Annotated in this window: 17 protein-coding genes; 10 read left to right on the top strand and 7 right to left on the bottom strand. The window is 72.4% G+C overall.

Translation table 11 applies throughout. The features are described from left to right. Window positions 1-69 precede the first annotated feature (69 nt). The 3 genes from ABZ934_RS13710 (at window position 70) to ABZ934_RS13700 (ending at window position 3,258) form a co-directional block, all read left to right on the top strand. Window positions 70-1,359 (top strand): PspC domain-containing protein, encoded by a 1,290-nt coding sequence (locus ABZ934_RS13710; protein ID WP_361312598.1) that lies wholly within the window; start codon window positions 70-72, stop codon window positions 1,357-1,359. Beyond that, entirely contained in the window at window positions 1,356-2,045 is a 690-nt protein-coding gene (locus tag ABZ934_RS13705; protein ID WP_361129670.1) for a response regulator transcription factor, read from the top strand. Before ABZ934_RS13710 ends, ABZ934_RS13705 begins: the two co-directional genes overlap by 4 nt. Window positions 2,046-2,154: 109 nt before the next feature. After that, window positions 2,155-3,258 carry an alpha/beta hydrolase-fold protein gene (locus tag ABZ934_RS13700; RefSeq protein WP_361312596.1) on the top strand — a complete coding sequence of 368 codons (1,104 nt, stop codon included), beginning with the start codon at window positions 2,155-2,157 and terminating at the stop codon, window positions 3,256-3,258. Between the two features lie 16 nt (window positions 3,259-3,274). On the opposite strand, the gene ABZ934_RS13695 is transcribed toward ABZ934_RS13700, so the two are convergent. The 3 genes from ABZ934_RS13695 to ABZ934_RS13685 all read right to left on the bottom strand — a co-directional run bounded on the left by ABZ934_RS13695 (window position 3,275) and on the right by ABZ934_RS13685 (window position 5,756). Beyond that, entirely contained in the window at window positions 3,275-4,309 is a 1,035-nt protein-coding gene (locus tag ABZ934_RS13695; RefSeq protein ID WP_361312339.1) for an NlpC/P60 family protein, read from the bottom strand. Between the two features lie 129 nt (window positions 4,310-4,438). Next, window positions 4,439-4,792 (bottom strand): hypothetical protein, encoded by a 354-nt coding sequence (locus ABZ934_RS13690; protein ID WP_361312337.1) that lies wholly within the window; start codon window positions 4,790-4,792, stop codon window positions 4,439-4,441. A gap of 73 nt (window positions 4,793-4,865) precedes the next feature. After that, entirely contained in the window at window positions 4,866-5,756 is an 891-nt protein-coding gene (locus ABZ934_RS13685; protein ID WP_361312335.1) for an alpha/beta hydrolase, read from the bottom strand. Between the two features lie 122 nt (window positions 5,757-5,878). Here ABZ934_RS13685 and ABZ934_RS13680 point away from each other — a divergent pair, with 122 nt between their 5' ends. Beyond that, on the top strand, window positions 5,879-6,178 hold the full coding sequence (locus ABZ934_RS13680) for a helix-turn-helix domain-containing protein (protein ID WP_361312334.1): 300 nt from the start codon (window positions 5,879-5,881) through the stop codon (window positions 6,176-6,178). A 173-nt stretch (window positions 6,179-6,351) separates the two neighbouring features. Continuing rightward, the gene (gene pcrA / locus ABZ934_RS13675) at window positions 6,352-8,853 is read left to right on the top strand and encodes a DNA helicase PcrA (protein WP_361312333.1); all 2,502 of its coding nucleotides are present in this window, start codon (window positions 6,352-6,354) and stop codon (window positions 8,851-8,853) included. Window positions 8,854-8,977: 124 nt separating this feature from the next. On the opposite strand, the gene ABZ934_RS13670 is transcribed toward pcrA, so the two are convergent. Both ABZ934_RS13670 and ABZ934_RS13665 read right to left on the bottom strand, forming a co-directional pair. Further along, window positions 8,978-10,645, bottom strand: coding sequence for a M23 family metallopeptidase (locus ABZ934_RS13670; RefSeq protein ID WP_361312332.1), 1,668 nt, complete (start codon window positions 10,643-10,645; stop codon window positions 8,978-8,980). Between the two features lie 125 nt (window positions 10,646-10,770). Then, window positions 10,771-11,598: an alpha/beta fold hydrolase gene (locus ABZ934_RS13665; protein ID WP_361312330.1), complete on the bottom strand. Its 828-nt coding sequence runs from the start codon at window positions 11,596-11,598 to the stop codon at window positions 10,771-10,773. A gap of 242 nt (window positions 11,599-11,840) precedes the next feature. Here ABZ934_RS13665 and ABZ934_RS13660 point away from each other — a divergent pair, with 242 nt between their 5' ends. After that, window positions 11,841-12,245, top strand: a complete 405-nt coding sequence (locus ABZ934_RS13660) for a cobalamin B12-binding domain-containing protein (protein WP_361312328.1) — start codon at window positions 11,841-11,843, stop codon at window positions 12,243-12,245. 89 nt (window positions 12,246-12,334) lie between these two features. Here the strand turns inward: ABZ934_RS13660 and ABZ934_RS13655 are convergent, their stop codons facing one another. Together ABZ934_RS13655 and ABZ934_RS13650 are read right to left on the bottom strand one after the other, a co-directional pair. Next, window positions 12,335-13,957 (bottom strand): DUF5691 domain-containing protein, encoded by a 1,623-nt coding sequence (locus tag ABZ934_RS13655; protein WP_361312326.1) that lies wholly within the window; start codon window positions 13,955-13,957, stop codon window positions 12,335-12,337. Window positions 13,958-14,227: 270 nt separating this feature from the next. Continuing rightward, window positions 14,228-15,565 carry an SWIM zinc finger family protein gene (locus ABZ934_RS13650; protein ID WP_361312325.1) on the bottom strand — a complete coding sequence of 446 codons (1,338 nt, stop codon included), beginning with the start codon at window positions 15,563-15,565 and terminating at the stop codon, window positions 14,228-14,230. Between the two features lie 135 nt (window positions 15,566-15,700). Here ABZ934_RS13650 and ABZ934_RS13645 point away from each other — a divergent pair, with 135 nt between their 5' ends. From ABZ934_RS13645 to sucC, 4 genes are all read left to right on the top strand, one after another. Then, a complete protein-coding gene (locus tag ABZ934_RS13645; protein ID WP_361312324.1) occupies window positions 15,701-16,807 on the top strand; it encodes an AAA family ATPase in 1,107 nt (368 codons plus the stop codon). Beyond that, window positions 16,804-19,083 carry a DUF5682 family protein gene (locus tag ABZ934_RS13640; protein WP_361312323.1) on the top strand — a complete coding sequence of 760 codons (2,280 nt, stop codon included), beginning with the start codon at window positions 16,804-16,806 and terminating at the stop codon, window positions 19,081-19,083. The genes ABZ934_RS13645 and ABZ934_RS13640 overlap by 4 nt, the downstream gene beginning before the upstream one ends. A gap of 101 nt (window positions 19,084-19,184) precedes the next feature. After that, a complete protein-coding gene (locus tag ABZ934_RS13635; RefSeq protein WP_361312322.1) occupies window positions 19,185-20,354 on the top strand; it encodes a VWA domain-containing protein in 1,170 nt (389 codons plus the stop codon). A 276-nt stretch (window positions 20,355-20,630) separates the two neighbouring features. Next, a complete protein-coding gene (gene sucC, locus ABZ934_RS13630) occupies window positions 20,631-21,809 on the top strand; it encodes an ADP-forming succinate--CoA ligase subunit beta (RefSeq protein ID WP_361312320.1) in 1,179 nt (392 codons plus the stop codon). Window positions 21,810-21,816: the final 7 nt, after the last annotated feature.

Here is a 21,816-nt window from a genome sequence, read left to right as displayed (position 1 = left end):
ATATCCCCCGGGTCGAACTGGGGGAACGCCCTGATGACCCCGCACCGCCGGCATGTGACCATCGGTGACATGCCCGTAGCCGCCGTCCCCCGCCTCCCGAACGCGCCGAAGGACCCCGAGGACCTCCCGCACCGCAAGCTGTACCGCAGCGCCGACGGCCGGATGCTCGGCGGGGTCGCGCGCGGACTCGCCGGGCACCTCGGGCTGCCCGTGATCTGGGTCCGGCTCGTCTTCCTCGCCATGTTCATGTGGGGGGACGGCCTCGGCGTGCTGCTGTACGCCGCGTTCTGGGTCTTCGTACCGCTGGGCGTGGGCGGCCGCACCGGCCACCGCTCCTACTTCGAGACCCTGGCGGACGGCACCCGACGGCTGCGCAAGCCCGACAAGGGGCAGATCACCGCCCTGGTAGCGCTGTGCGTCGGCGCCGCCATCTACTTCTCCCAACTCCGGGTCGGCGGCTCCAACGGCCGCTACGTCTGGCCGACGCTGCTGGTCGGCGCGGGGGTCGTCCTGGTGTGGCGGCAGGCCGACAACGCCCGCCGCGCCCACTGGAGCGCCGCCGCCGGCCGCCAGAAGCGCCTGCTCCAGGCCGGCCGGGCGCTCGCCGGCGTCGTGCTGGTCGGCGTCGGCCTGACCGTCTTCATCGTCGTACAGGGCTCCGCCGCCCAACTCGGCAACGTCCTCACCGCCACCCTCGCCGTCCTCGTCGGCGTCGCCCTGCTCGCCGGTCCGTGGCTGATCCGGATGACGCAGGACCTCTCCGAGGAACGCCTGATGCGCATCCGTGCCCAGGAACGCGCCGAAGTGGCCGCCCACGTCCACGACTCCGTGCTGCACACCCTCACCCTGATCCAGCGCAACGCCGAGGACGTGGGGGAGGTGCGCCGCCTCGCGCGCGCCCAGGAACGCGAGCTGCGGAACTGGCTCTACAAGCCGGAGGGCACCGGCAAGGACGAGACCGAGGAACCCGGCACCCTCGCGGAGGCCGTGAAGAAGACCGCCGCCGACGTGGAGGACCACCACGGCGTTCCCATCGAGGTCGTCGTCGTCGGCGACTGCCCCCTCGACGAGAAGCTGGCCGCCCAGGTCCAGGCCGCGCGCGAGGCGATGGTCAACGCCGCCAAGTACGGTGGCGACGGCGGACCCGTACAGGTCTACGCGGAAGTCGAGGGCCGCACCGTGTTCGTGTCCGTACGGGACCGGGGACCGGGCTTCGACATCGACGCGGTACCGGACGACCGCATGGGCGTACGAGAATCGATCATCGGCCGGATGCGGCGCCACGGCGGGACCGCACGGCTGCGGTCCGCGCCCGACGGCGGCACGGAAGTCGAGCTGGAGATGGAGAGGGCGGCATGACCGAGGACAGCGGGGCGCAGCAGACGAGGAACGTCCGGGTGGTGCTCGTCGACGACCACCGGATGTTCCGCACCGGCGTACAGGCCGAGATCGGCGACACCGCACGGACCGGCGTCGAGGTCGTCGGCGAGGCGGCCGACGTCGACCAGGCCGTCACCGTCATCACCGCCACCCGCCCCGAGGTGGTGCTCCTCGACGTGCACCTGCCCGGCGGCGGCGGGGTCGAGGTGCTGCGGCGCTGCGCCCCGCTGATGGCGGCGGCCGAGAACCCGGTGCGGTTCCTGGCCCTGTCGGTGTCGGACGCGGCCGAGGACGTCATCGGCGTCATCCGGGGCGGTGCGCGCGGCTACGTCACCAAGACCATCACCGGCACCGATCTGGTCGACTCCGTCTTCCGCGTGCAGGACGGGGACGCGGTGTTCTCGCCGCGCCTGGCGGGCTTCGTGCTCGACGCGTTCGCCTCGACGGACGCGCCGCCGGTGGACGAGGACCTGGACCGGCTCACGCAGCGCGAGCGCGAGGTGCTGCGGTTGATCGCGCGCGGCTACGCCTACAAGGAGATCGCCAAGCAGCTGTTCATCTCCGTCAAGACGGTCGAGTCGCACGTCTCCGCCGTCCTGCGCAAGCTCCAGCTCTCCAACCGGCACGAGCTGACCCGCTGGGCGACGGCCCGCCGCCTGGTGTGACGGCCCGTCCCCCGGTGTGACGGGCGTCGTCCCGCCGCGCTGCCTGTGATCAACGACGCACCGGGGAACGGGAACCCCGGTGCGGGCGCCGGGTCTCTTGGCACTCGTGATGAGCTTGACCGGCACCCCCCTGTTCGCCACGGCGATCGCCCTGACCGTGCTCGCCGTACTGCTGCCCCTGCTGGTGTGGGGCAGGGTGCGCGGCCCGGTCGTCGCACGCGTCGCCACGCGAGCCCTGATGGTGGGCTTCGCCCAGGTCACGGCGGTCGCGCTGGTGTTCGTCGCGGTGAACCGGCAGGAGACCTTCTACGCCTCGTGGGGCGATCTGCTCGGCACCGGCAGCTACGTCACCGCCGCCCCCGACCTCGGAGCGGACGGACTCGGCGGGAAGAAGGTCGAGGCCGAGCCGAAGGTGCGCCAGGACTTCCAGCCGGTCGAGGGGCTCGGCGGCCGGGTCAAGAAGACCGAACTCGACGGCAAGGTCTCCGGGGTCAAGGGCGACGTCATGGTGTGGCTGCCGCCCCAGTACAACGACCCCGCCTACAAGGACAAGAAGTTCCCCGTGGTCGAGCTGATCCCGGGCATACCGGGAACCGGCAAGTCCTGGTTCCAGGGCCTGAAGGCGCACGAGGTGCTGGAACCGCTGATGAAGAGCGGCAAGGTACAGCCCTTCGTCCTCGTCTCGCCGCGCGCCATGCTGCTCGGCAACGCCGACACCGGCTGCGCGAACATCCCCGGCAAGGTCAACGCCGACAGTTGGTTCAGCGTCGACGTCCGCAAGATGGTCACCGACAACTTCCGGGTCTCGCCCGAGGCCCGCACCTGGGGAGTGGCCGGGTACTCGGCCGGCGCGTACTGCGCCGCCAAGCTGGCGATGAACCACCCCGACCGGTACAGCGCGGCCGTCTCCCTGTCCGGCTACAACGACCCCGGCCAGGAGCCCTCGTCGCTGGTCGCCAAGGACCCGGAGCTGCGCCGCACGCACAACCTCAAGAACGTGCTGACGGCCGCGCCCGCCCCGCCGCCGGTCTCGCTGTGGATGTCGGGGGCCGAGCAGGACGGCTACCTGTCCGGCATGGACCTCAAGGCGATCGCGAAGAGCCCGACCACGGTGCACGCGGAGAAGGTGACCGGCGGCCACAACCTGGAGTCGTGGTCCAAGCAGATCCCGCAGACCTTCGACTGGCTGAGCAAGACGGTCAAGGCGCCGTAGGCCGGGAGGTCCGGGTCTACGCGGGGCGGGCCGCGCCGGCCCAGGGCATCGAGTCGATCGGCGCGACGCGGACCGTCGCCCCGGGGTGCGGGGCGTGGATCATCTTGCCGTCTCCGACGTAGAGTCCGACATGTGTGACCCCGGAGTAGAAGAACACCAGGTCGCCGGGGGCGAGCCGGTCGCGGGAGACGCGTTGTCCGGCGTTGATCTGGGTGTAGGTGGTGCGGGGCAGCGCGACCCCGGCCGCGCCCCAGGCCGCCTGGGTGAGGCCCGAGCAGTCGAAGGACCCCGGTCCGGTGGCGCCCCAGACGTACGGCTTGCCGATCGCCCCGTACGCGAACGCCACCGCGCGGGCGGCGCGGCTCCCGTCCCCCGCCGGGACCGGCAGCGGGCCCTGCGTACCGGCGGGCGCGGACCGGGCCTCGTAGGCGGCCCGTTCCTCGGCGGTGAGCTTGTTCAGCAGTTGCTTGGCGGCGTTCAGCTTGCCTTCGACGGCCGCCTTGGCCGCGGCGAGTTCGTCCCGCCGCGTCCGCAGCTCCGCGAGCCGCCCCGACGCCTGGTCGCGCAGCCGGTCGACCTCGTCGAGCCCCCGGCGTACGGCGGCCACCCGCGCGGCGGTGCGGTCCCCGGTCCGGGTGAGGAACGCGGCCCGGTCGAGGTACTCCCGCGGGTTCCCGGACATCGCGAGCTGCACGGTGGGCCCCAGGCCCCCGCTGCGGTACTGGCCGGCCGCGAGCGCGCCGAGCGCGCTGCGGGCCGCGCCCAGGCGGTCGGCCCGGCGGGCGGCCTCGTCGCGCAGGCCGGACAGCTCGCGCTCGGCCTCGTCGGCCTTCTCCTTCGCCCCGTTGTACCGCTCGGTGGCCGCCTCGGCGTCCTGGTAGAGCCGGTCCACCTCGGCCTTGACCTGGGTCGGCGTCTGGACGGGTTCGGCCTGGGAGGTGCCTTCGAAGGCGGTGGCGGTGGCAGCGCCCGCGAGGGCGAGGGTGGTGGCCGCGGTCCGTACGGGGCCGCGGGAGAGCGGGCGCTGCCTGGGCCTTCGATGACTGGCCACGGGGGCCTCACGTCCTTCCGTCGGTCTTGGGGGAGGACGCTAAACCTGGAGGTAACGGGGAGATGACGAGATGCCCCGAACTGATCGGGGTTGAGCGGTCAGTGGCGTTGGACGATCGGTGTCAAGCGATCAGTGCCAGAGGACGGCGATAAAGATATTGGCCATGGTCAGACCGCCGACCGCGCCGAACAGCGCCTTGTCCACCCGCTCCTCGTCCCGCTTGACGTAGACCAGCGCCAGGACGACGAACAGGATCGCGAGCTTCACACCGATCTTGATGTTGTCGACGGTGCCGCCGTCCATTTCCCGGAAGCCGACCAGTAGTACGCCGGTGACCAGCATCGTCAGCGCGCCGTGCAGCATCGCGGGCACGAAGCGGGCGGTGCCGGCGCTCATCGCCTTCATCTGGGTGAGGAAGCCGCCGAGGAGCGAGGCGATGCCGATGATGTGCAGGGCGAGGAAAACGCTGATCAGTACGTCCATGGCGTCGAGCGTACGGGGCGGCCGGCGGCGGCCCGTGGGCAGGTCGGGCGTCAGCCGAGGGGGCAGCCGGCCGTCAGCCGAGGAAGCGGAGCAGCTCCTGTACGACGACCTCCGGCCGCTCCTCGGGGAGGTAGTGGCCGCTCTCGTCGACGCGGACCACCCGGGTGTCGGTGCCCAGCGGCGGCACCGCTTCCGTCAGCAGGTCGTAGTTGCTGAACTCGCCGCCGAGCGCGAGCAGCGGGGCGGTCACCGGGGCGTAGCCGGCGAGGTCCTCGATGTCCTGGGGGAAGGCGCGGTACCAGTCGTTGGACGCCCGGATCGCCTCGGGGGAGTCGTAGGCGCGGGCGTAGACCGCGCGGGAGTGGGCGTCGATGGTGGCGGGATCGGCGGCGGCGCGGGCGAAGAGCCAGTCCAGAAGGTGGTGGGAGCGGCCGGCGAGGAGCTGTTCGGGGAGGTCCTCCACCTGGTTGAAGGCGAACCACCACTTGTGGAACCGGCCGGGACGGGGGAGGAGCGTGCCCTCGTACCAGCCGGGGTCGGGGTGGGAGACGTCGAGCAGGGCGATCCGGTCGGTGGCCTCGGGGTGGTTGGCGGCGTGGGCGTAGGCGACCATCGCGCCGATGTCGTGGCCCACGAGGTGGGCGCGCTCGATCCCGAGGTGGGCGAGGAGGGCGCGGACGTCGGCGGCCAGTGTCTTCTTGTCATAGCCGCCCTCGGGCTTGGCGGAGCCGCCCATGCCGCGCAGGTCCACCGCGATGACGCGGTGGGCGCGGGCGAGAGCGGGCATCACCTTGTGCCACTGCCACCAGGTCTGCGGCCAGCCGCCGAGGAGCACGAGCGGCCGGCCGGCGCCGCCGTCGACGTAGTGCAGCCGGGTGCCGTTGACGTCGGCGTGGTGGCTGGTGAAGCCGCCGTCGAGGGAGGCGGCGAGGGCGGCGTCGTCCAGGGGTGCGGGGCTGGGCATGGGGGGAGTCCTCCGGTCGGGGCGAAACCGTACGAAGATCTCGTACGGTGGGCACGACGGAACCGTACGGGATCTTCGTACGGTGGGTCAATGTCCGTACCGGATTTGCGTACAGTGGGGCCATGGCCGCAGCCGAACCCACCCACGCCGACGCCGACGCCCTCGACCTGGCGGAGGTCCTCGCGGCACTCGGGCACCCCGCCCGACTGGAGATCGTCCGCAGGCTCGCCTCCGGCGAGGAGGCGTTCTGCGGCGAGGTCGTCCCGGACCTGCCCCGCTCGTCCGTCACCCACCACCTGCGGACGCTGCGGGAGAGCGGTGTGATCTGCCAGCGCCCCGAAGGCCGCCGGCAGTACCTCGCGCTGCGCCGCGACGACCTGGAACGGTGCTTCCCGGGGCTGCTGGCGCTGGTGCTGCGCTGAGGCGCCGCGCTTTCGCTGCGGGTGGGTGGGCGGGCGGGTGGGTGGGCGGGCGGGTCCGTGTCCCGGGGGCGGGTCTGTGTCCGGAGGGCGGGGTCTATGTCCCGGGGGGCGGCCCTGTGAAATTTCCCGGTGCGGGACCGGCTGTCGGTCCCGCCCCCTAGACTCGGAAAGCGATGAGCAGCCTCTTTGACGACAGTTTCCTGGCGGACCTCTCCCCCTCCGACGAGGTCCCGCCGCCGCCCGAGGACCACCCCGCCCCCGAGCCGGGCGTGGACGACCTCTTCGGCGGCCGGTTCGACGTACCCATGACCGGGGACGCCTACTACCGCAACGGGGCACCCAAGCCCGTCATCGACCCGGCGGCGCTCCTGGAGGGGCTGAACGCCGAGCAGCGCGCCGCCGTGGTGCACGCGGGCTCCCCGCTGCTCATCGTGGCCGGCGCCGGCTCCGGCAAGACCAGGGTGCTGACCCACCGCATCGGGCACCTGCTGGCCGCCCGTGGCGTCCACCCCGGCCAGATCCTCGCGATCACCTTCACCAACAAGGCCGCCGGCGAGATGAAGGAGCGCGTCGAGGGCCTCGTCGGCCCGCGCGCCAACGCCATGTGGGTCTCCACCTTCCACAGCGCGTGCGTCCGCATCCTGCGCCGCGAGTCCAAGCGGCTCGGCTTCACCTCCTCGTTCTCGATCTACGACGCGGCCGACTCGAAGCGCCTGATGGCGCTCGTCTGCCGCGACCTGGACCTGGACCCGAAGAAGTTCCCGCCGAAGGCGTTCAACGCCAAGATCTCGAACCTGAAGAACGAGCTCATCGACGAAGAGGCGTTCGCCGACCAAGCCGTTGACGGCTTTGAGAAGACACTCGCCCAGGCGTACGCGATGTACCAGGGGCGGCTGCGCGAGGCCAACGCCCTCGACTTCGACGACATCATCATGACGACGGTGCACCTGCTCCAGGCGTTCCCCGATGTCGCCGAGCACTACCGGCGCCGCTTCCGCCACGTGCTGGTGGACGAGTACCAGGACACCAACCACGCCCAGTACACGCTGGTGCGCGAGCTGGTCGGTACCGGCTACCCGGACCTGCCGCCCGCCGAGCTCTGCGTCGTGGGCGACGCCGACCAGTCGATCTACGCCTTCCGCGGCGCGACCATCCGCAACATCCTCCAGTTCGAGGAGGACTACCCGAACGCGACGACGATCCTGCTGGAGCAGAACTACCGCTCCACCCAGACGATCCTCTCCGCCGCCAACGCGGTCATCGAGCGCAACGAGAACCGCCGCGCCAAGAACCTCTGGACCCAGGCCGGAACCGGAGCCGTGATCACCGGCTACGTCGCCGACACCGAGCACGACGAGGCCCAGTTCGTCGCCGACGAGATCGACCGGCTGACGGACGCGGGCGACGCCAAGGCCGGTGACGTCGCGATCTTCTACCGGACCAACGCGCAGTCCCGCGTGTTCGAGGAGATCTTCATCCGCGTCGGCCTCCCCTACAAGGTCGTCGGCGGTGTCCGGTTCTACGAGCGCAAGGAGGTCCGCGACATCCTCGCGTACCTGCGCGTACTGGCGAACCCCGAGGACAACGTCCCGCTCCGGCGCATCCTCAACGTCCCCAAGCGCGGCATCGGCGAGCGGGCCGAGGCGATGATCGACGCCCTCGCCATGCGGGAGAAGATCACCTTCCCGCAGGCGCTGCGGCGGGTGGACGAGGCGTTCGGCATGGCCGCCCGATCCACCAACGCCGTCAAGCGCTTCAACGCGCTGATGGAGGAACTGCGCACGATCGTCGAATCCGGCGCGGGCCCCGCGGTGGTGCTGGAAGCGGTCCTGGAGCGCACGGGCTACCTCGCCGAACTGCAGGCGTCGACCGACCCGCAGGACGAGACGCGGATCGAGAACCTCCAGGAACTCGCGGCGGTGGCACTCGAATTCGAGCAGGCCCACGACGACGACGCCGGGACCCCGGCGGCCGGTGCCGCCGGCGGCACCCTGGCGGAGTTCCTGGAGCAGGTCGCGCTCGTCGCCGACTCCGACCAGATTCCCGACGAGGACACCGAGGGCACCGGGGTCATCACGCTGATGACCCTGCACACGGCGAAGGGCCTGGAGTTCCCCGTCGTGTTCCTGACGGGCATGGAGGACGGGGTCTTCCCGCACATGCGCGCACTGGGCCAGACCAAGGAACTGGAGGAGGAGCGGCGCCTCGCGTACGTGGGCATCACCCGGGCGCGCGAGCGGCTGTACCTGACCCGCTCCTCGATGCGCAGCGCGTGGGGCACCCCCTCGTACAACCCGCCGTCCCGCTTCCTGGAGGAGATCCCGGCGGAGTACCTGCAGTGGAAGCGGACGGGCGCCTCCCAGAAGCCGGCCGGTCCCCTGCGCGGGTCGGCCGGCGGGTCGGGCGGTGGCAGGGCCTCGTTCGGGACCTCGCCCGAGGCGTTCCTGTCCTCCTCGCGCACGAAGTCGGGTCCCTCCGGTTTCGCGACGCGTCGGGCCACCGACAAGCCGGTCATCGCACTGACCGTCGGAGACCGGGTCACCCACGACCAGTTCGGCCTGGGAACCGTCATGGAGGTCCGGGGAGCGGGCGCGGACGCACAGGCCACAATCGACTTCGGGGACGACAAGCCGAAGCGGCTGCTGTTGCGCTACGCGCCGGTGCAGAAGCTGTAGGGAGCCGCTCGGGGCCCTCCCCGAGCCGGGCCGGCAAGGCCGGTTCGCCCGGTCGGTTTCCGGTCGGTTCCGTAGGTGCGGGGGCCGGCGGCCGGGGGCCGTTGTTCCGGGGGTTCGGGGAGGCCTATGTCGGGTCGAGGCCGCGGTTGCGCAGCCACGCCTGGGGGTCGATCGGGGAGCCGGCTCCGGGGCGTACCTCGAAGTGGAGGTGCGGGCCGGTGGAGTTGCCGGAGTTGCCGGAGTACGCGATGACGTCACCGGCCTTGACCGTGCCGGAGCGGATCTTGGTGCTGCTGAGGTGGCAGTACCAGGTCTCGGTGCCGTCGGGCGAGGTCACTATGGCCATGTTGCCGTAGGCGCTGTTCCACTGCGTGCGGACGGTGCCGTCGGTGGCGGCCATGACCGGAGTGCCGTAGGAGACCGGGAAGTCGATGCCGGTGTGCACGGACATCCACATGCCGCCCGCCTGCCCGAACCCGGCGCTGAGGCCGTGCTGTGTGACGGGAAGGGCGAACTTGGGGCGGGCGGCCTCCTTGGCCGCGGCCTCCTCGGCCCGCTTCTTCTTCTCGTCTTCCTGGCGCTGCTTCAGGTCGAGGCGCTCCTGCGTGCGGCTCGCACGGTCCGCGAAGTCACCCGCGTCCGCGCTGAGCGCGGTGAGTTGGGTGTCCAGCTTGTTGTTCGCCGCGACGGGTTTCACCGAGGCCGGGTCGGCCGCGGCCATCGTGGTGGTGTCCTTGGCGGGCTGATCGGTGCCGGTGAGGCCGCCGACCGAGGCGGCCGCGACCCCGGCGACGCCCATGACGCAGGCGGAGGGCACGGCGACGGTCAGCAGGGCGGAACGCTTCGCCGGCGTACGTCGGCGGCTGCTGCCGCCGGTCGCTTTGGCGCCGGTGGCCCTGGAGTTGGCCGCCTTGGAATTGGTGGTTTTGGTGCCGTTCGACTTCGCGCTGCCGGCCCGGCGCGAGGCGCGCGGCTCCGCCGGCGTCACCGGCATCGTCTGGGTGGCCATGGTGTGCACGGCGGCCAGGGGTTCCGGACCGTCCTCGTCGGAGAGGACCTCGAAGACGGCGGTCTCGGCGGCGTGGAGGTCGGCGGCGTCCGAGGGGTTGTCCTGCGGCACGACCGTCGGGACGACACTGGTCGCTTCGTACGCGTAGGCGTCATAACCGGTGTGCGCCGTACCCGTGTGGGGGGCGCTGTCGTAGCCGTCGGTGTGGCCGGTGTTCCAGGCGGTGGCGTCGTAAGTGCCGGTGTCCTGTTGGCCGTACGCGGGGAACACGTTCCACTGGGCGGTCGGGTCCGCGGACTGCTCGGTGCCCGTCGTGTCGTAGCCGAAGGAAGTCGGCTGGTACGCGGCGGTGTTGCCGTCGTTCCAGGCGCTCGCGTCCCACTGGCCCGTGGTGTCCTCCGGCGCGCTCTGGTGGGGGACGGAGGAGAGGTAACTCTCCTGTCCGGTCCAGGCGGTGGCGTCGTAGGTGCCGGTCGACTGGTACGAGCCGTAGGTGTCGTAACCGTTGGATACACCGTAGTTGGCGTCTTGGCCCTGCGTTTCATAGGAAACGTAGGGTTGGTCGCCAGCGAAAGTGGTGGTGGAGAGGCCGTCGTACCCGTTTTCGGGGTACTGGCCCGACGAGGGGCGGTCGTTCACCAACTTCTCTTTCGCCTCGGCAGTGGGGGCCTGGGTGGCCGGGGAATTGGAGGTTCCCCGGAGGAGAGCAGTGGCGCGACTGTACCCGGCGGTTACTGGAGACGACAATCTTCGGAGGGTTTCGGCCTCGCGGGAACCGGGCATTCGGCTGTCTTTCGGTCCCGTGCACACCGACCCTTGGCCTTGAGTTCGATATTCGTTCGACTGCGAGTCGTCCGGTGTTGCCCCGCCACCGTGCCCCTGCCCGCGCCCCCCGTTGCAGTACTGGCTCAGATGGCGATGCGGCGCACTTCGGTTTCCTCGCCGGGGGACGACGACCGCGCGAGCGGTCCGTCCAGGGTGCGCCGGATCGCGCCGGTGACGGTGGGGTGTACGGGCAGCGCCAAGTGGCCGATTCCGGTGACCAGCACGTTTTCGGCAATCAGGTCGGGGTGGTCGAGGCGGGCCGTCCCCGGCGGGGTCATCAGCGCGTCGAATTCGCTCCAGAAGGCCACGCAGCGGGTCCGGCACCCCGGGGCGGGCGCCTCAAGCTCCCTCATGACCTCCGAACCCGGCCGCATCTGGCGGACCAGCGGGTGGGCGTCCATCCAGGGCGCCACGCTGGTGCCGGAGTGGGGAGTACCGAGCGTGACGAGGGTGCGCACGCGGGCGTCGCCGCCGAGCCGCTGGATGTAGTACCGGGCCACCAAGCCGCCGAGGCTGTGCCCGACCAGGTCGACCTGTTCCTGTCCGCTGCGCTCGCACAGCTCCTCGACGCGGCGGGCCAGGTGCGCGGCGGTGGTGCGCAGGTCGCGGGTGAAGGGCGAGTAGTTGTACGTCTCCACCCGCCGGCTGCCGTCCGCCGCGAGCGCGCGGCGCAGCAGGACGAAGACCGAGCGGTTGTCGGTGAACCCGTGCAGCAGAAGCACCGGGGGGCGCTGCCCGGCCGACCCGGCGGCCGCCTCGGCGGCGAGCCGCTCCGCGAGAACCCCGGTGGGGTACAGGACCAGGTGTCCGGTCAGTACCACCGCCTCCAGGACGGCTGCCCGAAGGGCCGCCGCCGACTGCGAGACGGTGAACGTCAAGGGTATGGATATCGGCGTGATCGACAGCCCCATGGCGGCCTCCGGGCCTCTTGGGAATGCGGCCGTACGGCCGACGTGTCCCGCCTCCGTGCCGTGCGGCTGTCGGCACGGTGGCGGGACGACTCGGTGTCGCTCCCCGTGAATCGTTGGCGGGGGCGGTGAACCAGTGGCGGTGGTTCCACGCTCCCACGTGTGATTTCCCCCTCCTGCTTGACCGCGAAACGGGCTCGTGCGCGATGCTGTACTTAACGTTCGTTCACTCGGGAGGCAGTGCGATGGGTGTGACCGGTCCGATCCGTGTGGTGGTGGCCAAGCCGGGTCTCGACGGCCACGACCGCGGGGCCAAGGTGATCGCGCGTGCGCTGCGTGACGCGGGCATGGAGGTCATCTACACGGGACTGCACCAGACCCCCGAGCAAATCGTGGACACCGCGATCCAGGAGGACGCGGACGCGATCGGCCTCTCGATCCTCTCGGGCGCCCACAACACGCTGTTCGTACGCGTGCTGGAGCTGTTGAAGGAGCGGGACGCCGAGGACATCAAGGTCTTCGGCGGCGGCATCATCCCGGAGGACGACATCGCCCCGCTGAAAGAGAAGGGCGTGGCGGAGATCTTCACCCCGGGCGCCACGACCACGGCCATCGTGGACTGGGTCCACGCGAACATCCGCCGGCCCTGACCCCGGGGCCGCCGCCTCCGCCGCCGCCCCTCCCGCGCCGCCGGCGCCGCCCCTCCCGCGCCGCCGGCGCCACGGCCTGAGGAGCCCGCTCAGGTGGGCGGGGCGAGCTCCGCGAGCATGGCGGCGCGGAGGTGGAGGGTGGAGGCCAGACGCTGGAACGCCTCCTCCCAGTACGCCGCCGCGCCCGCGGCGGGCTCCGCAGGCTCGGCGAGGTCGCCGGGGGCCCTGGTCAGGGCTTCCAGCCGGGACGCGTCCGCGGGGTCGAGGCAGCGTTCCGCCAGGCCCATCACCCCGCTGAAGCTCCACGGGTAGCCGCCCGCCTGCCGGGCCGCGTCCAGCGCGTCCACCACCGCCCGGCCCAGCGCTCCCGCCCACGGCACGACGCACACCCCGAGGAGCTGGAACGCCTCCGAGAGCCCGTGCGCCCGTATGAACGCGGCCACCCACTCGGCCCGCTCCCCGTCCGGCAGGACCGACAGCAGCTTCGCCCGTTCGGAGAGCGAGGCAGTGCCCGGGCCTGCCGCGGGCGGGGCCGACGCCGAGCCGAGCAGCGCCTTCGACCACCGCGCGTCACGCTGACGCACCGCCGCCCGGCACCACGCCGCATGCAGTTCCTCCGCCCAGCCGTCCGCCACCGGCCGGGCCACGATCTCCGCCGGGCCGAGCCCCCCGAACCGCTCCCGCCAACAGGACAACGGCGCCGCCTCCACCAGCTGGCCCAGCCACCAGGCCCGCTCCCCTCGCCCGGCGGGCGGCCGCTTCACCACACCGTCCCGCAGCATCCCCGCGTCGCACTCCGCCGGGGGATCGATCCCGTCCGGGCCCACACAGGCCAGCGCCCGCTCCGCCATCCGCCCGGCCAGCGCCGAACCCGTCAGCGCCGACAGCAGCTCGGCAGCCGTCGCCCGGACGTTGCGGCTGCGGTCGCCCAGGGCCGCCTCCAGGAACGGCTCGTCCCGGTCGGACAGCCCGACCCGCAGCGAGTCCAGGAACATCAGCCGGTCGTCGGCCCGTTCGGTACCCCAGGTCGTCCGGAGCAGCCGGACCGCGGCGGCCGGGTCGTGGGCCCGTACGGCGCCCAGGACAGCCACCCGCTCCGCGAACAGGCCCTCTTGCCAGAGTCGTTCCACCCCCTCGCGGTCCTCCGGGTCGGGCCGCTCCAAGGTGCCGCCCGCCGTGCCGCGCAACGCGAACCGCCACTCCGGATTCAGTCGGGCCAGCCACAGGCCCCGGCTCCCGGCCAGGGCCAGGGCATGCGGCCGCAGATCGGTGCGGGCCTTGGCGGCGTCCAGCAGCGCCGGCACCAACGCCACCGGAGCGCGATAGCCGTGCCGGACCGCGGCGGCCATCCACTGCGGCAGCAGCTCCGTCAGATCCGGGGCGGCCCCCCGCCGCCCGCTCGATCCGCCCGCGCCGGCGCGGCCCGCCAGGAGCCGCGCGAGCCGCCGCCGGGCCGCTTCCGGCGGCTCCGGCCGCGGATCGCGCGGCGCCGCCTCCGGAATATCCCGCGCCCGGGCGGGCCGCAGCCCGGCCCGGCGCCGCAGGGTCTGCACGGCCGCCTCGTCCAGCAGCGCCTCCGGGGAGCCGCCGCGGCGCCGCTCGGTGCCGAGCAGCGCCGCGGCGACCAGCTCGTCCCAGTCGGCGTACGCCCCGCGCTCCTCGTGTCCCGCCCGCGCCGTGTGATCGGCGTGCACCGCCCCAACCGTCTTCATCGGACCCCTCCCTCGTGGTGTGCCGTGCCGTGCCGTGCTCCGGTCCCGCCCCCTCCGCGGGACCGGAGCACTATGGTGAAATGTCGCCGCAAAACGCCCGTCAGCTGGCGTGGTTGTCGTTCATCAAAGCCCCCCGGCTTTCTCGGTCCCGCACGACGACGCCCCCGCGCCGCCGGTCCCTCCCCAGCGCCGACGCTCCCCCGCGCCGATCGCTTCCCGCCTTTCCCGACCGGCCGACCGACGGCCGCGTGTCCGCGCCGGCTCCGGGTGTCAGACCAGAGCCACCGGTTCCGGTGTATCCGGCTGCCAGGCCGTCAGCGGCGTGAACCCCCGGTGGCCGACCTCCCCGAACACCGTCACCGGCCCTCCGCCCGACAGCGCGGCGAGCCGCCACAGCCCCGACCGGGATCCGCTCCCGGCCCCCGCGAGCGGGACCGGGAGCGCCGCCGCCCCCTCCGGGTCCGCCAACTGCCAGCCCGGCTCGCCCGGTATCGGAACGACCGGACCCAGCACCACCGGCCACGACTCCAGCCAGGGGTCCTCCCGCAGCGCGGCCCCGTACTCCTCCAGAGCCGCCTGCGCGCTGACCCCGGCCGGCACCCGGTCGCCCGGCACCGCGGCCGCACCCCGTTCCCCGAGGTCCGCCCGCAGCCCGGCCGAACCGGGCCGGAAGTGGGCTTCCGCCTCCAGTACCAGTCCGACCGGCAGCGCCAACCCCGGAGCCCGCCCGGGCGGCCCGAAGTCCAGTACCAGGGCCGGCCGCCCGCTCGCCAGCCCGCGCAGCCAGATCCGGCGGGTGGTGAGCCGGCCGTCCGGGGACACCGAGTCGTACTGGGCCAGCACGAGCCAGTGGTCCCGTACGGCTTCGCCCTCCGCCGAAGGCGGAAGGCCCACCCGGGTCCGTACCGTCGCGGCCAACCGCTCCGGCAGCCCGGACACCCCCAGCCAAGCCCGGTCGAGCAGGTGCAGTAGCGCGAACTCCTCAAGCATCCGGGCGGGCCAGCCGGGGCCGCAACCGGGTATTGCCCCCAACTCCCTTACGCGAGCAGCGAGTCCGGGCGCTTGGGCGTCGACCATCCGCGCCGCCGTCTCCTCCCACGCCCCGTACCCCGCCTGCTCCTGGCCGGCCAGGCCGCTCCGCAGCAGATCCGCGAGCCGCTGCTCCAACTCGACGACCCCCGCCCCGATCCTGGCCGCCCGCCGCTCCGCCCGTTTCCTGACCGCCTCCTCGTCCACCGGCTTCGCGTCAACCGGCGGGGCCGTCTTCGCCGCCCGCTCTTCCAGCCACTCCCCGGCCCACTCCGGCGCCTGCGCCGGATCACCCACCCCCTCCGCCGCCCAGAGCAGCAGCAGCCCCAGCGCGTGCTTGCACGGGAACTTCCGGCTCGGACACGAGCACTTGTACGCCGGGCCCGTCAGGTCCACGACCGTTCGGTACGGCGTCCTCCCACTTCCCTTGCACAACCCCCACACCGCACCGGAAGCGGAACCTCCGGTCTGCGACCACGGACCCGCCCCACCCAGCCTGCCTCCCGCCTTCCGAGACGCGTCGTCAGGAGCCAGAGCCAGTACTTGTTCCGCCGTCCAGCGGACCCCCTGCTCAGTCATGTGTCCCACCGTAGAGACCCCCACTGACAATCGCTCTGACCTGCAACAACGGTTCGAACAGGGGGCGTTGTCAGTGGGGTGGTGCACCGTTGGTGTCAGCAGTCGGAAGCGGCTGCCGGGCATTGGAGGGGGACCATGAGTACGACCGAGACCGAACACCGCGCAGAGGCACTGCGACCGCACGCAGAAGACGCCTTCGCACACGAACTGAAAGCCCTGGCGGCCGCCGACGACCGGCCCCGCCCGACCCGCTGGAAACTGTCCCCGTGGGCCGTCGCCACGTACCTGCTCGGCGGCACGCTGCACGACGGCACAGTGATCACGCCCAAGTACGTCGGACCGCGCCGCATCGTCGAAGTAGCCGTCACCACCCTGGCCACCGACCGCGCCCTGCTCCTGCTCGGAGTCCCCGGCACCGCCAAGACCTGGGTGTCGGAACACCTGGCCGCCGCCGTCAGCGGGGACTCCACGCTCCTCGTCCAAGGCACCGCCGGCACCCCGGAGGAGGCCATCCGCTACGGCTGGAACTACGCCCGCCTCCTGGCGGACGGCCCGAGCCGAGAAGCCCTCGTCCCCAGCCCCGTCATGCGGGCCATGGCCGACGGCATGACCGCCCGCGTCGAGGAACTCACCCGTATCCCCGCCGACGTCCAGGACACCCTCATCACCGTCCTGTCCGAGAAGACGCTGCCCATACCGGAACTCGGACAGGAGGTGCAGGCCGTGCGCGGCTTCAACCTCATCGCCACCGCCAACGACCGCGACCGCGGGGTCAACGAACTCTCCAGCGCCCTGCGCCGCCGCTTCAACACCGTGGTGCTGCCCCTGCCCGCCACCGCCGACGCCGAAGTGGACATCGTCGCCCGCCGCGTCGACCAGATGGGCCGCGCCCTCGACCTGCCGGCGGCGCCCGAGGGCCTGGAGGAGATCCGCCGCGTCGTCACCGTCTTCCGAGAGCTGCGCGACGGCGTCACCGGCGACGGCCGCACCAAGGTCAAGTCGCCCAGCGGCACCCTGTCCACCGCCGAGGCCATCTCCGTCGTCACCGGCGGCCTCGCCCTCGCCGCCCACTTCGGGGACGGCGTCCTGCGCCCCTCCGACGTGGCCGCCGGGATCCTCGGCGCCGTCGTCCGCGACCCGGCCGCCGACCGGGTGGTCTGGCAGGAGTACCTCGAAGCCGTCGTCCGCGAGCGGGAGGGCTGGAAGGACTTCTACCGCGCCTGCCGGGAGGTGACGGCATGAACGCACGGGCCGAGGGCCCCCTCCTGCTGGGGGTCCGACACCACGGACCGGGCTCCGCCCGCGCCGTGCGGGCCGCGCTGGACGAAGCGCGGCCGTCGGCGGTGCTCATCGAAGGACCGCCGGAAGGCGACGTGCTGCTCCCGCTCGCCGCCGACCCGCGGATGCGGCCGCCCGTCGCCCTGCTCGCCCACGCCGCCGACGACCCGGGCCGGGCCGCGTTCTGGCCGCTGGCCGGGTTCTCGCCCGAATGGGCCGCCATCCGCTGGGCCCAGGCGCGCGACGTACCCGTCCGGTTCATCGACCTCCCCGCCGCGCACTCGCTCGCCGCGCCGGAGGACCGCGAGCGGGAGGCCCACTCCATCCGGATCGACCCCCTCGCCGTACTGGCCGAGAGCGCCGGGTACGACGACCCCGAGCGCTGGTGGGACGACGTCGTCGAACACCGGGACGCTGTACGGGGCGACCCCCTGGCCGCGTTCGAGGCCCTCGGTGAGGCCATGGGGGCGCTGCGCGAGGCGTACGGCGCCGGCGGCGACCCTCGCGACCTGATCCGCGAGGCGTACATGCGGCAGCGGATGCGGGCCGCGCGCCGCGAGTTCGGCGACACCTACGCCGTGGTCTGCGGCGCCTGGCACGTCCCGGCCCTGCGCGCCCCGACCACGGCCACCGCCGACAAGGCACTGCTCAGCGGACTGCCCAAGATCAAGGTGGAGACGACCTGGGTGCCCTGGAACCACCGCCGGCTCGCCCGAGCCGGGGGATACGGCGCCGGCATCACCTCGCCCGGCTGGTACGCGCACCTCTTCACCGCCCCCGACCGGCCCGTCGAACGCTGGCTGACGAAGGTCGCGGGCCTGCTCCGGGACGAGGACCGGCAGGTCTCCTCCGCCCACGTCATCGAGGCGGTCCGGCTGGCGCAGACCCTCGCCGCCGTACGGGGACGCCCGGTGCCCGGCCTGACCGAAACGCTGGAAGCGGTCCGGGCGGTCATGTGCGAGGGCTCCGACATACCGCTCGCCCTGATCGAGGACCGTCTGGTGGTCGGGGACGTGCTGGGCGAAGTCCCCGAAGCGGCCCCCGCCGTCCCCCTCCAACGGGACCTCACCCGCAGACAGCGGTCCCTGCGCCTCAAGGTCGAGGCCGAGGGACGCGAGCTGGAGCTGGACCTGCGCAAGGACACCGACGCGGCCAAGTCCCTGCTCCTGCACCGGCTCCGACTGCTCGGCGTCGACTGGGGGATACCCACCGCCTCCCGCGACAGCACCGGCACCTTTCGGGAAACTTGGCGGCTGCGCTGGGAGCCCGAACTGTCGGTACGGGTCGCGGAGGCGGGGATCTGGGGCACCACCGTCCTGGGAGCGGCCACCGCCCGGGCCGAGGCCCTCGCGGCGGACGCGGGGGAACTGGGCGAGGTCACCGCCCTGGCCGAACGGTGCCTGCTGGCCGGCCTGTCCGAGGCCCTGCCCGCCGTACTGCGCGCCCTCGCGGACCGGGCCGCGCTGGACACCGATGTGGCCCGCCTCGCCAAGGCCCTGCCCGCGCTGGCCCGTTCGCTGCGGTACGGCGACGTACGGGGCACCGACGCGGAAGCGCTCGCCGCCGTCGCCGCCGGACTCGCGGAGCGGATTTGCGTGGCCCTGCCGCCCGCCTGCGCGGCCGGGTTGGACGCAGACGCGGCGGCGGAGCTGCGCGGGCACGTCGACGCCGTGCACGCGGCGATCGCCCTGCTGGCCGACGCCGACGAGGGGCTGCGGGAGCGTTGGTCGGCGGTTTTGCGGACGCTGGCCGGCCGGGACACCGTGCCGGGGCTGATCCGGGGCCGCGCCGCGCGGCTGCTCCTGGACGACGGCCGGCTCCCGCCCGAGGAGACGGCGCGGCTGATGGGCCTCGCCCTGTCCCCGGCGGCCACCCCGGCCGACGCGGCGGGCTGGATCGAGGGCTTCGCCGGCGGCAGCGCGGGCGGCGGCACCCTCCTGGTCCACGACGAACGGCTGCTCGGCCTGATCGACAGCTGGCTGGTGTCGGTGCCGCCGAGTGGCTTCATCGACGTACTGCCCCTGCTGCGGCGGACCTTCGGGGCGTACGAGCCGGGGGTGAAGCGGGCCCTGGGCGAACTGGTCCGGCGGGGTCCGTCCGGCCGGGCCCGTACGGCCGGGCCGGGCTCGGCCCCCGAGGGCTTCGCCCCGGAGCTGGACGCCGTCCGCGCGGACGCGGTGGCGCAGGTGGCCCGCCTGCTGCTCGCCGGAGCGGCCGGAGCGGCGGTGGGAGCGGGCTGATGCCCGGCCCCGCGGGGAGGGGAGGGCGCCGCGGACGAGGGACCGGCACAGCAGACAGCAGACAGCGGGACAACGGACACGGGACGAAGGGGGACGGACGGATGGAGATCAGCACGGGGCGGCCGACGGACGCCGGGGAGCGGCTGCGGCGGTGGCGCATGGTGCTCGGCGGCGGCGAGGGCGAGGGCACCGGATGTGCGCTCTCCGGGCGGGACGCGGAGATGGACGCCGCGCTCACGGCGCTGTACGGCCGAAGCGGCGGCGCCGGATCGCGCAAGAGGGCGGGGGAGCGGTCGGCCGGGCTCGGCGGGTCCGCGCCTCAGGTGGCCCGCTGGCTCGGGGACATCAGGACGTACTTCCCCAGCTCCGTGGTCCAGGTCATGCAGCGCGACGCCATTGAACGGCTCGGCCTGTCCTCCCTGCTGCTGGAGCCGGAGATGTTGGAGGCCGTCGAACCGGACGTCCACCTCGTCGGCACCCTGCTCTCGCTCAACAAGGCCATGCCCGAGACGACCCGCGAAACCGCCCGCGCGGTGGTCGCCAAGGTCGTCGAACAGTTGGAGAAGCGCCTCGCGACCCGCACCCGCGCCACCCTCACCGGCGCCCTCGACCGCTCCGCCCGCGTCAGCCGCCCCCGCCACCGGGACATCGACTGGGACCGCACGATCCGCGCCAACCTCAAGAACTACCTGCCCGAGTACCGCACCGTGGTCCCCGAGCGGCTGATCGGATACGGCCGCGCCGCGCAGTCGGTGAAGAAGGAGGTCATCCTCTGCATCGACCAGTCGGGCTCGATGGCGGCCTCCGTCGTCTACGCCTCCGTCTTCGGCGCGGTGCTCGCCTCGATGCGCGCGATCGCCACCCGGCTGGTGGTGTTCGACACGGCGGTCGTGGACCTCACGGACCAGCTCGACGACCCCGTCGACGTGCTCTTCGGCACCCAGCTCGGCGGTGGCACCGACATCAACCGGGCCCTCGCCTACTGCCAGTCCAAGATCACCCGGCCGGCCGACACCGTCGTGGTCCTGATCAGTGATCTCTACGAGGGCGGCATACGCGACGGGATGCTCAAGCGGGTCGCCGCGATGAAGGGTGCCGGAGTGGAGTTCGTGACCCTGCTCGCCCTGTCCGACGAAGGCGCCCCCGCCTACGACCGCGAGCACGCGGCGGCCCTCGTCGCTCTCGGCGCGCCCGCCTTCGCCTGCACCCCCGACCTGTTCCCCGACGTTATGGCCGCCGCCCTGGAGAAGCGGCCGCTGCCCGTCCCCTGAGCGGCCCCGCGCCCACGACCGACACTCGGCGGATCGCACGAACGCGCAGCTCAACCGTGAGGCGATCTGTGACAGGTATCACCGCTCAGGTGTGACCCGCGATTTAGGGACGCACGTCCCACGGGGATAACCTGCGAGACGGACATGCCGCGTCCACGGTCACCGTGTGCGCCTTCCTTGTGACAGCGCCGTCACGTTGCCCTCCGCGGCACGCCCACGCAGATAGCAGACAACCGCGAATCACTGCGAATCTTTGAAGACAAGGGACGGACGCGCGTGGACCTGTTCGAGTACCAGGCGAGGGACCTCTTCGCCAAGCACGGTGTACCGGTGCTGGCCGGTGAAGTGATCGACACGCCTGAGGCGGCTCGCGAGGCCACCGAGCGGCTGGGCGGCAAGTCGGTCGTCAAGGCGCAGGTGAAGGTCGGCGGCCGAGGCAAGGCCGGCGGCGTCAAGCTCGCCGCCACCCCGGACGAGGCCGTCGCCCGGGCGACGGACATTCTCGGCATGGACATCAAGGGCCACACGGTCCACAAGGTGATGATCGCCGAGACCGCTCCCGAGATTCTTGAGGAGTACTACGTCTCGTACCTCCTCGACCGCACCAACCGCACCTTCCTGGCCATGGCCTCGGTGCAGGGCGGCATGGACATCGAGGAGGTCGCGGAGAAGACCCCCGAGGCCCTCGCGAAGGTCCCGGTCAACGCCAACGAGGGCGTGACCATCGAGAAGGCCCGCGAGATCGTCGCCCAGGCGAAGTTCCCGTCCGAGGTCGCCGAGAAGGTCGCCGAGGTCCTCGTGACCCTGTGGCAGACCTTCATCGCCGAGGACGCCCTCCTCGTCGAGGTCAACCCGCTCGCGAAGGTCGCCAACGGCGACGTCATCGCGCTCGACGGCAAGGTCTCGCTCGACGAGAACGCCGAGTTCCGTCAGCCGGGTCACGAGGAGTTCGTGGACCACGCGGCCGCGAACCCGCTGGAGGCCGCAGCCAAGGCGAAGAACCTCAACTACGTCAAGCTCGACGGTGAGGTCGGCATCATCGGCAACGGCGCGGGTCTCGTCATGAGCACCCTCGACGTCGTCGCCTACGCCGGCGAAAACCACGGCGGCGTCAAGCCCGCCAACTTCCTGGACATCGGCGGTGGCGCCTCCGCCGCCGTCATGGCCAACGGTCTCGAGATCATCCTCGGCGACCCGGACGTCAAGTCCGTATTCGTCAACGTCTTCGGTGGCATCACCGCTTGCGACGAGGTCGCCAACGGCATCGTCCAGGCGCTGGCCCTGCTGGAGGAGAAGGGCGAGGCGGTCACCAAGCCGCTCGTCGTCCGTCTCGACGGCAACAACGCCGAGCTGGGTCGCAAGATCCTCTCGGACGCCAACCACCCGCTGGTGCAGCGCGTGGACACCATGGACGGCGCGGCCGACAAGGCCGCCGAGCTCGCGGCTGCGAAGTAAGGGCAGA

Origin of the sequence: Streptomyces sp. NPDC046557 (assembly GCF_040645975.1) — a bacterium.
Taxonomy (GTDB): Bacteria; Actinomycetota; Actinomycetes; order Streptomycetales; family Streptomycetaceae; genus Streptomyces.
Note: the sequence above shows the minus strand (reverse complement) of the source record. Positions and strands in the feature narration are given on the sequence as shown.

What these genes read in the sequence shown, in the direction of transcription:
- ABZ934_RS13710 (WP_361312598.1), top strand. Translation starts at nt 70, where the DNA reads ATGCCCGTAGCCGCCGTCCCCCGCCTCCCGAACGCGCCGAAGGACCCC.
- ABZ934_RS13705 (WP_361129670.1), top strand. Translation starts at nt 1,356, where the DNA reads ATGACCGAGGACAGCGGGGCGCAGCAGACGAGGAACGTCCGGGTGGTG.
- ABZ934_RS13700 (WP_361312596.1), top strand. Translation starts at nt 2,155, where the DNA reads ATGAGCTTGACCGGCACCCCCCTGTTCGCCACGGCGATCGCCCTGACC.
- ABZ934_RS13690 (WP_361312337.1), bottom strand. Translation starts at nt 4,792, where the DNA reads ATGGACGTACTGATCAGCGTTTTCCTCGCCCTGCACATCATCGGCATC.
- ABZ934_RS13685 (WP_361312335.1), bottom strand. Translation starts at nt 5,756, where the DNA reads ATGCCCAGCCCCGCACCCCTGGACGACGCCGCCCTCGCCGCCTCCCTC.
- ABZ934_RS13680 (WP_361312334.1), top strand. Translation starts at nt 5,879, where the DNA reads ATGGCCGCAGCCGAACCCACCCACGCCGACGCCGACGCCCTCGACCTG.
- pcrA (WP_361312333.1), top strand. Translation starts at nt 6,352, where the DNA reads ATGAGCAGCCTCTTTGACGACAGTTTCCTGGCGGACCTCTCCCCCTCC.
- ABZ934_RS13670 (WP_361312332.1), bottom strand. Translation starts at nt 10,645, where the DNA reads ATGCCCGGTTCCCGCGAGGCCGAAACCCTCCGAAGATTGTCGTCTCCA.
- ABZ934_RS13665 (WP_361312330.1), bottom strand. Translation starts at nt 11,598, where the DNA reads ATGGGGCTGTCGATCACGCCGATATCCATACCCTTGACGTTCACCGTC.
- ABZ934_RS13660 (WP_361312328.1), top strand. Translation starts at nt 11,841, where the DNA reads ATGGGTGTGACCGGTCCGATCCGTGTGGTGGTGGCCAAGCCGGGTCTC.
- ABZ934_RS13655 (WP_361312326.1), bottom strand. Translation starts at nt 13,957, where the DNA reads ATGAAGACGGTTGGGGCGGTGCACGCCGATCACACGGCGCGGGCGGGA.
- ABZ934_RS13650 (WP_361312325.1), bottom strand. Translation starts at nt 15,565, where the DNA reads ATGACTGAGCAGGGGGTCCGCTGGACGGCGGAACAAGTACTGGCTCTG.
- ABZ934_RS13645 (WP_361312324.1), top strand. Translation starts at nt 15,701, where the DNA reads ATGAGTACGACCGAGACCGAACACCGCGCAGAGGCACTGCGACCGCAC.
- ABZ934_RS13640 (WP_361312323.1), top strand. Translation starts at nt 16,804, where the DNA reads ATGAACGCACGGGCCGAGGGCCCCCTCCTGCTGGGGGTCCGACACCAC.
- ABZ934_RS13635 (WP_361312322.1), top strand. Translation starts at nt 19,185, where the DNA reads ATGGAGATCAGCACGGGGCGGCCGACGGACGCCGGGGAGCGGCTGCGG.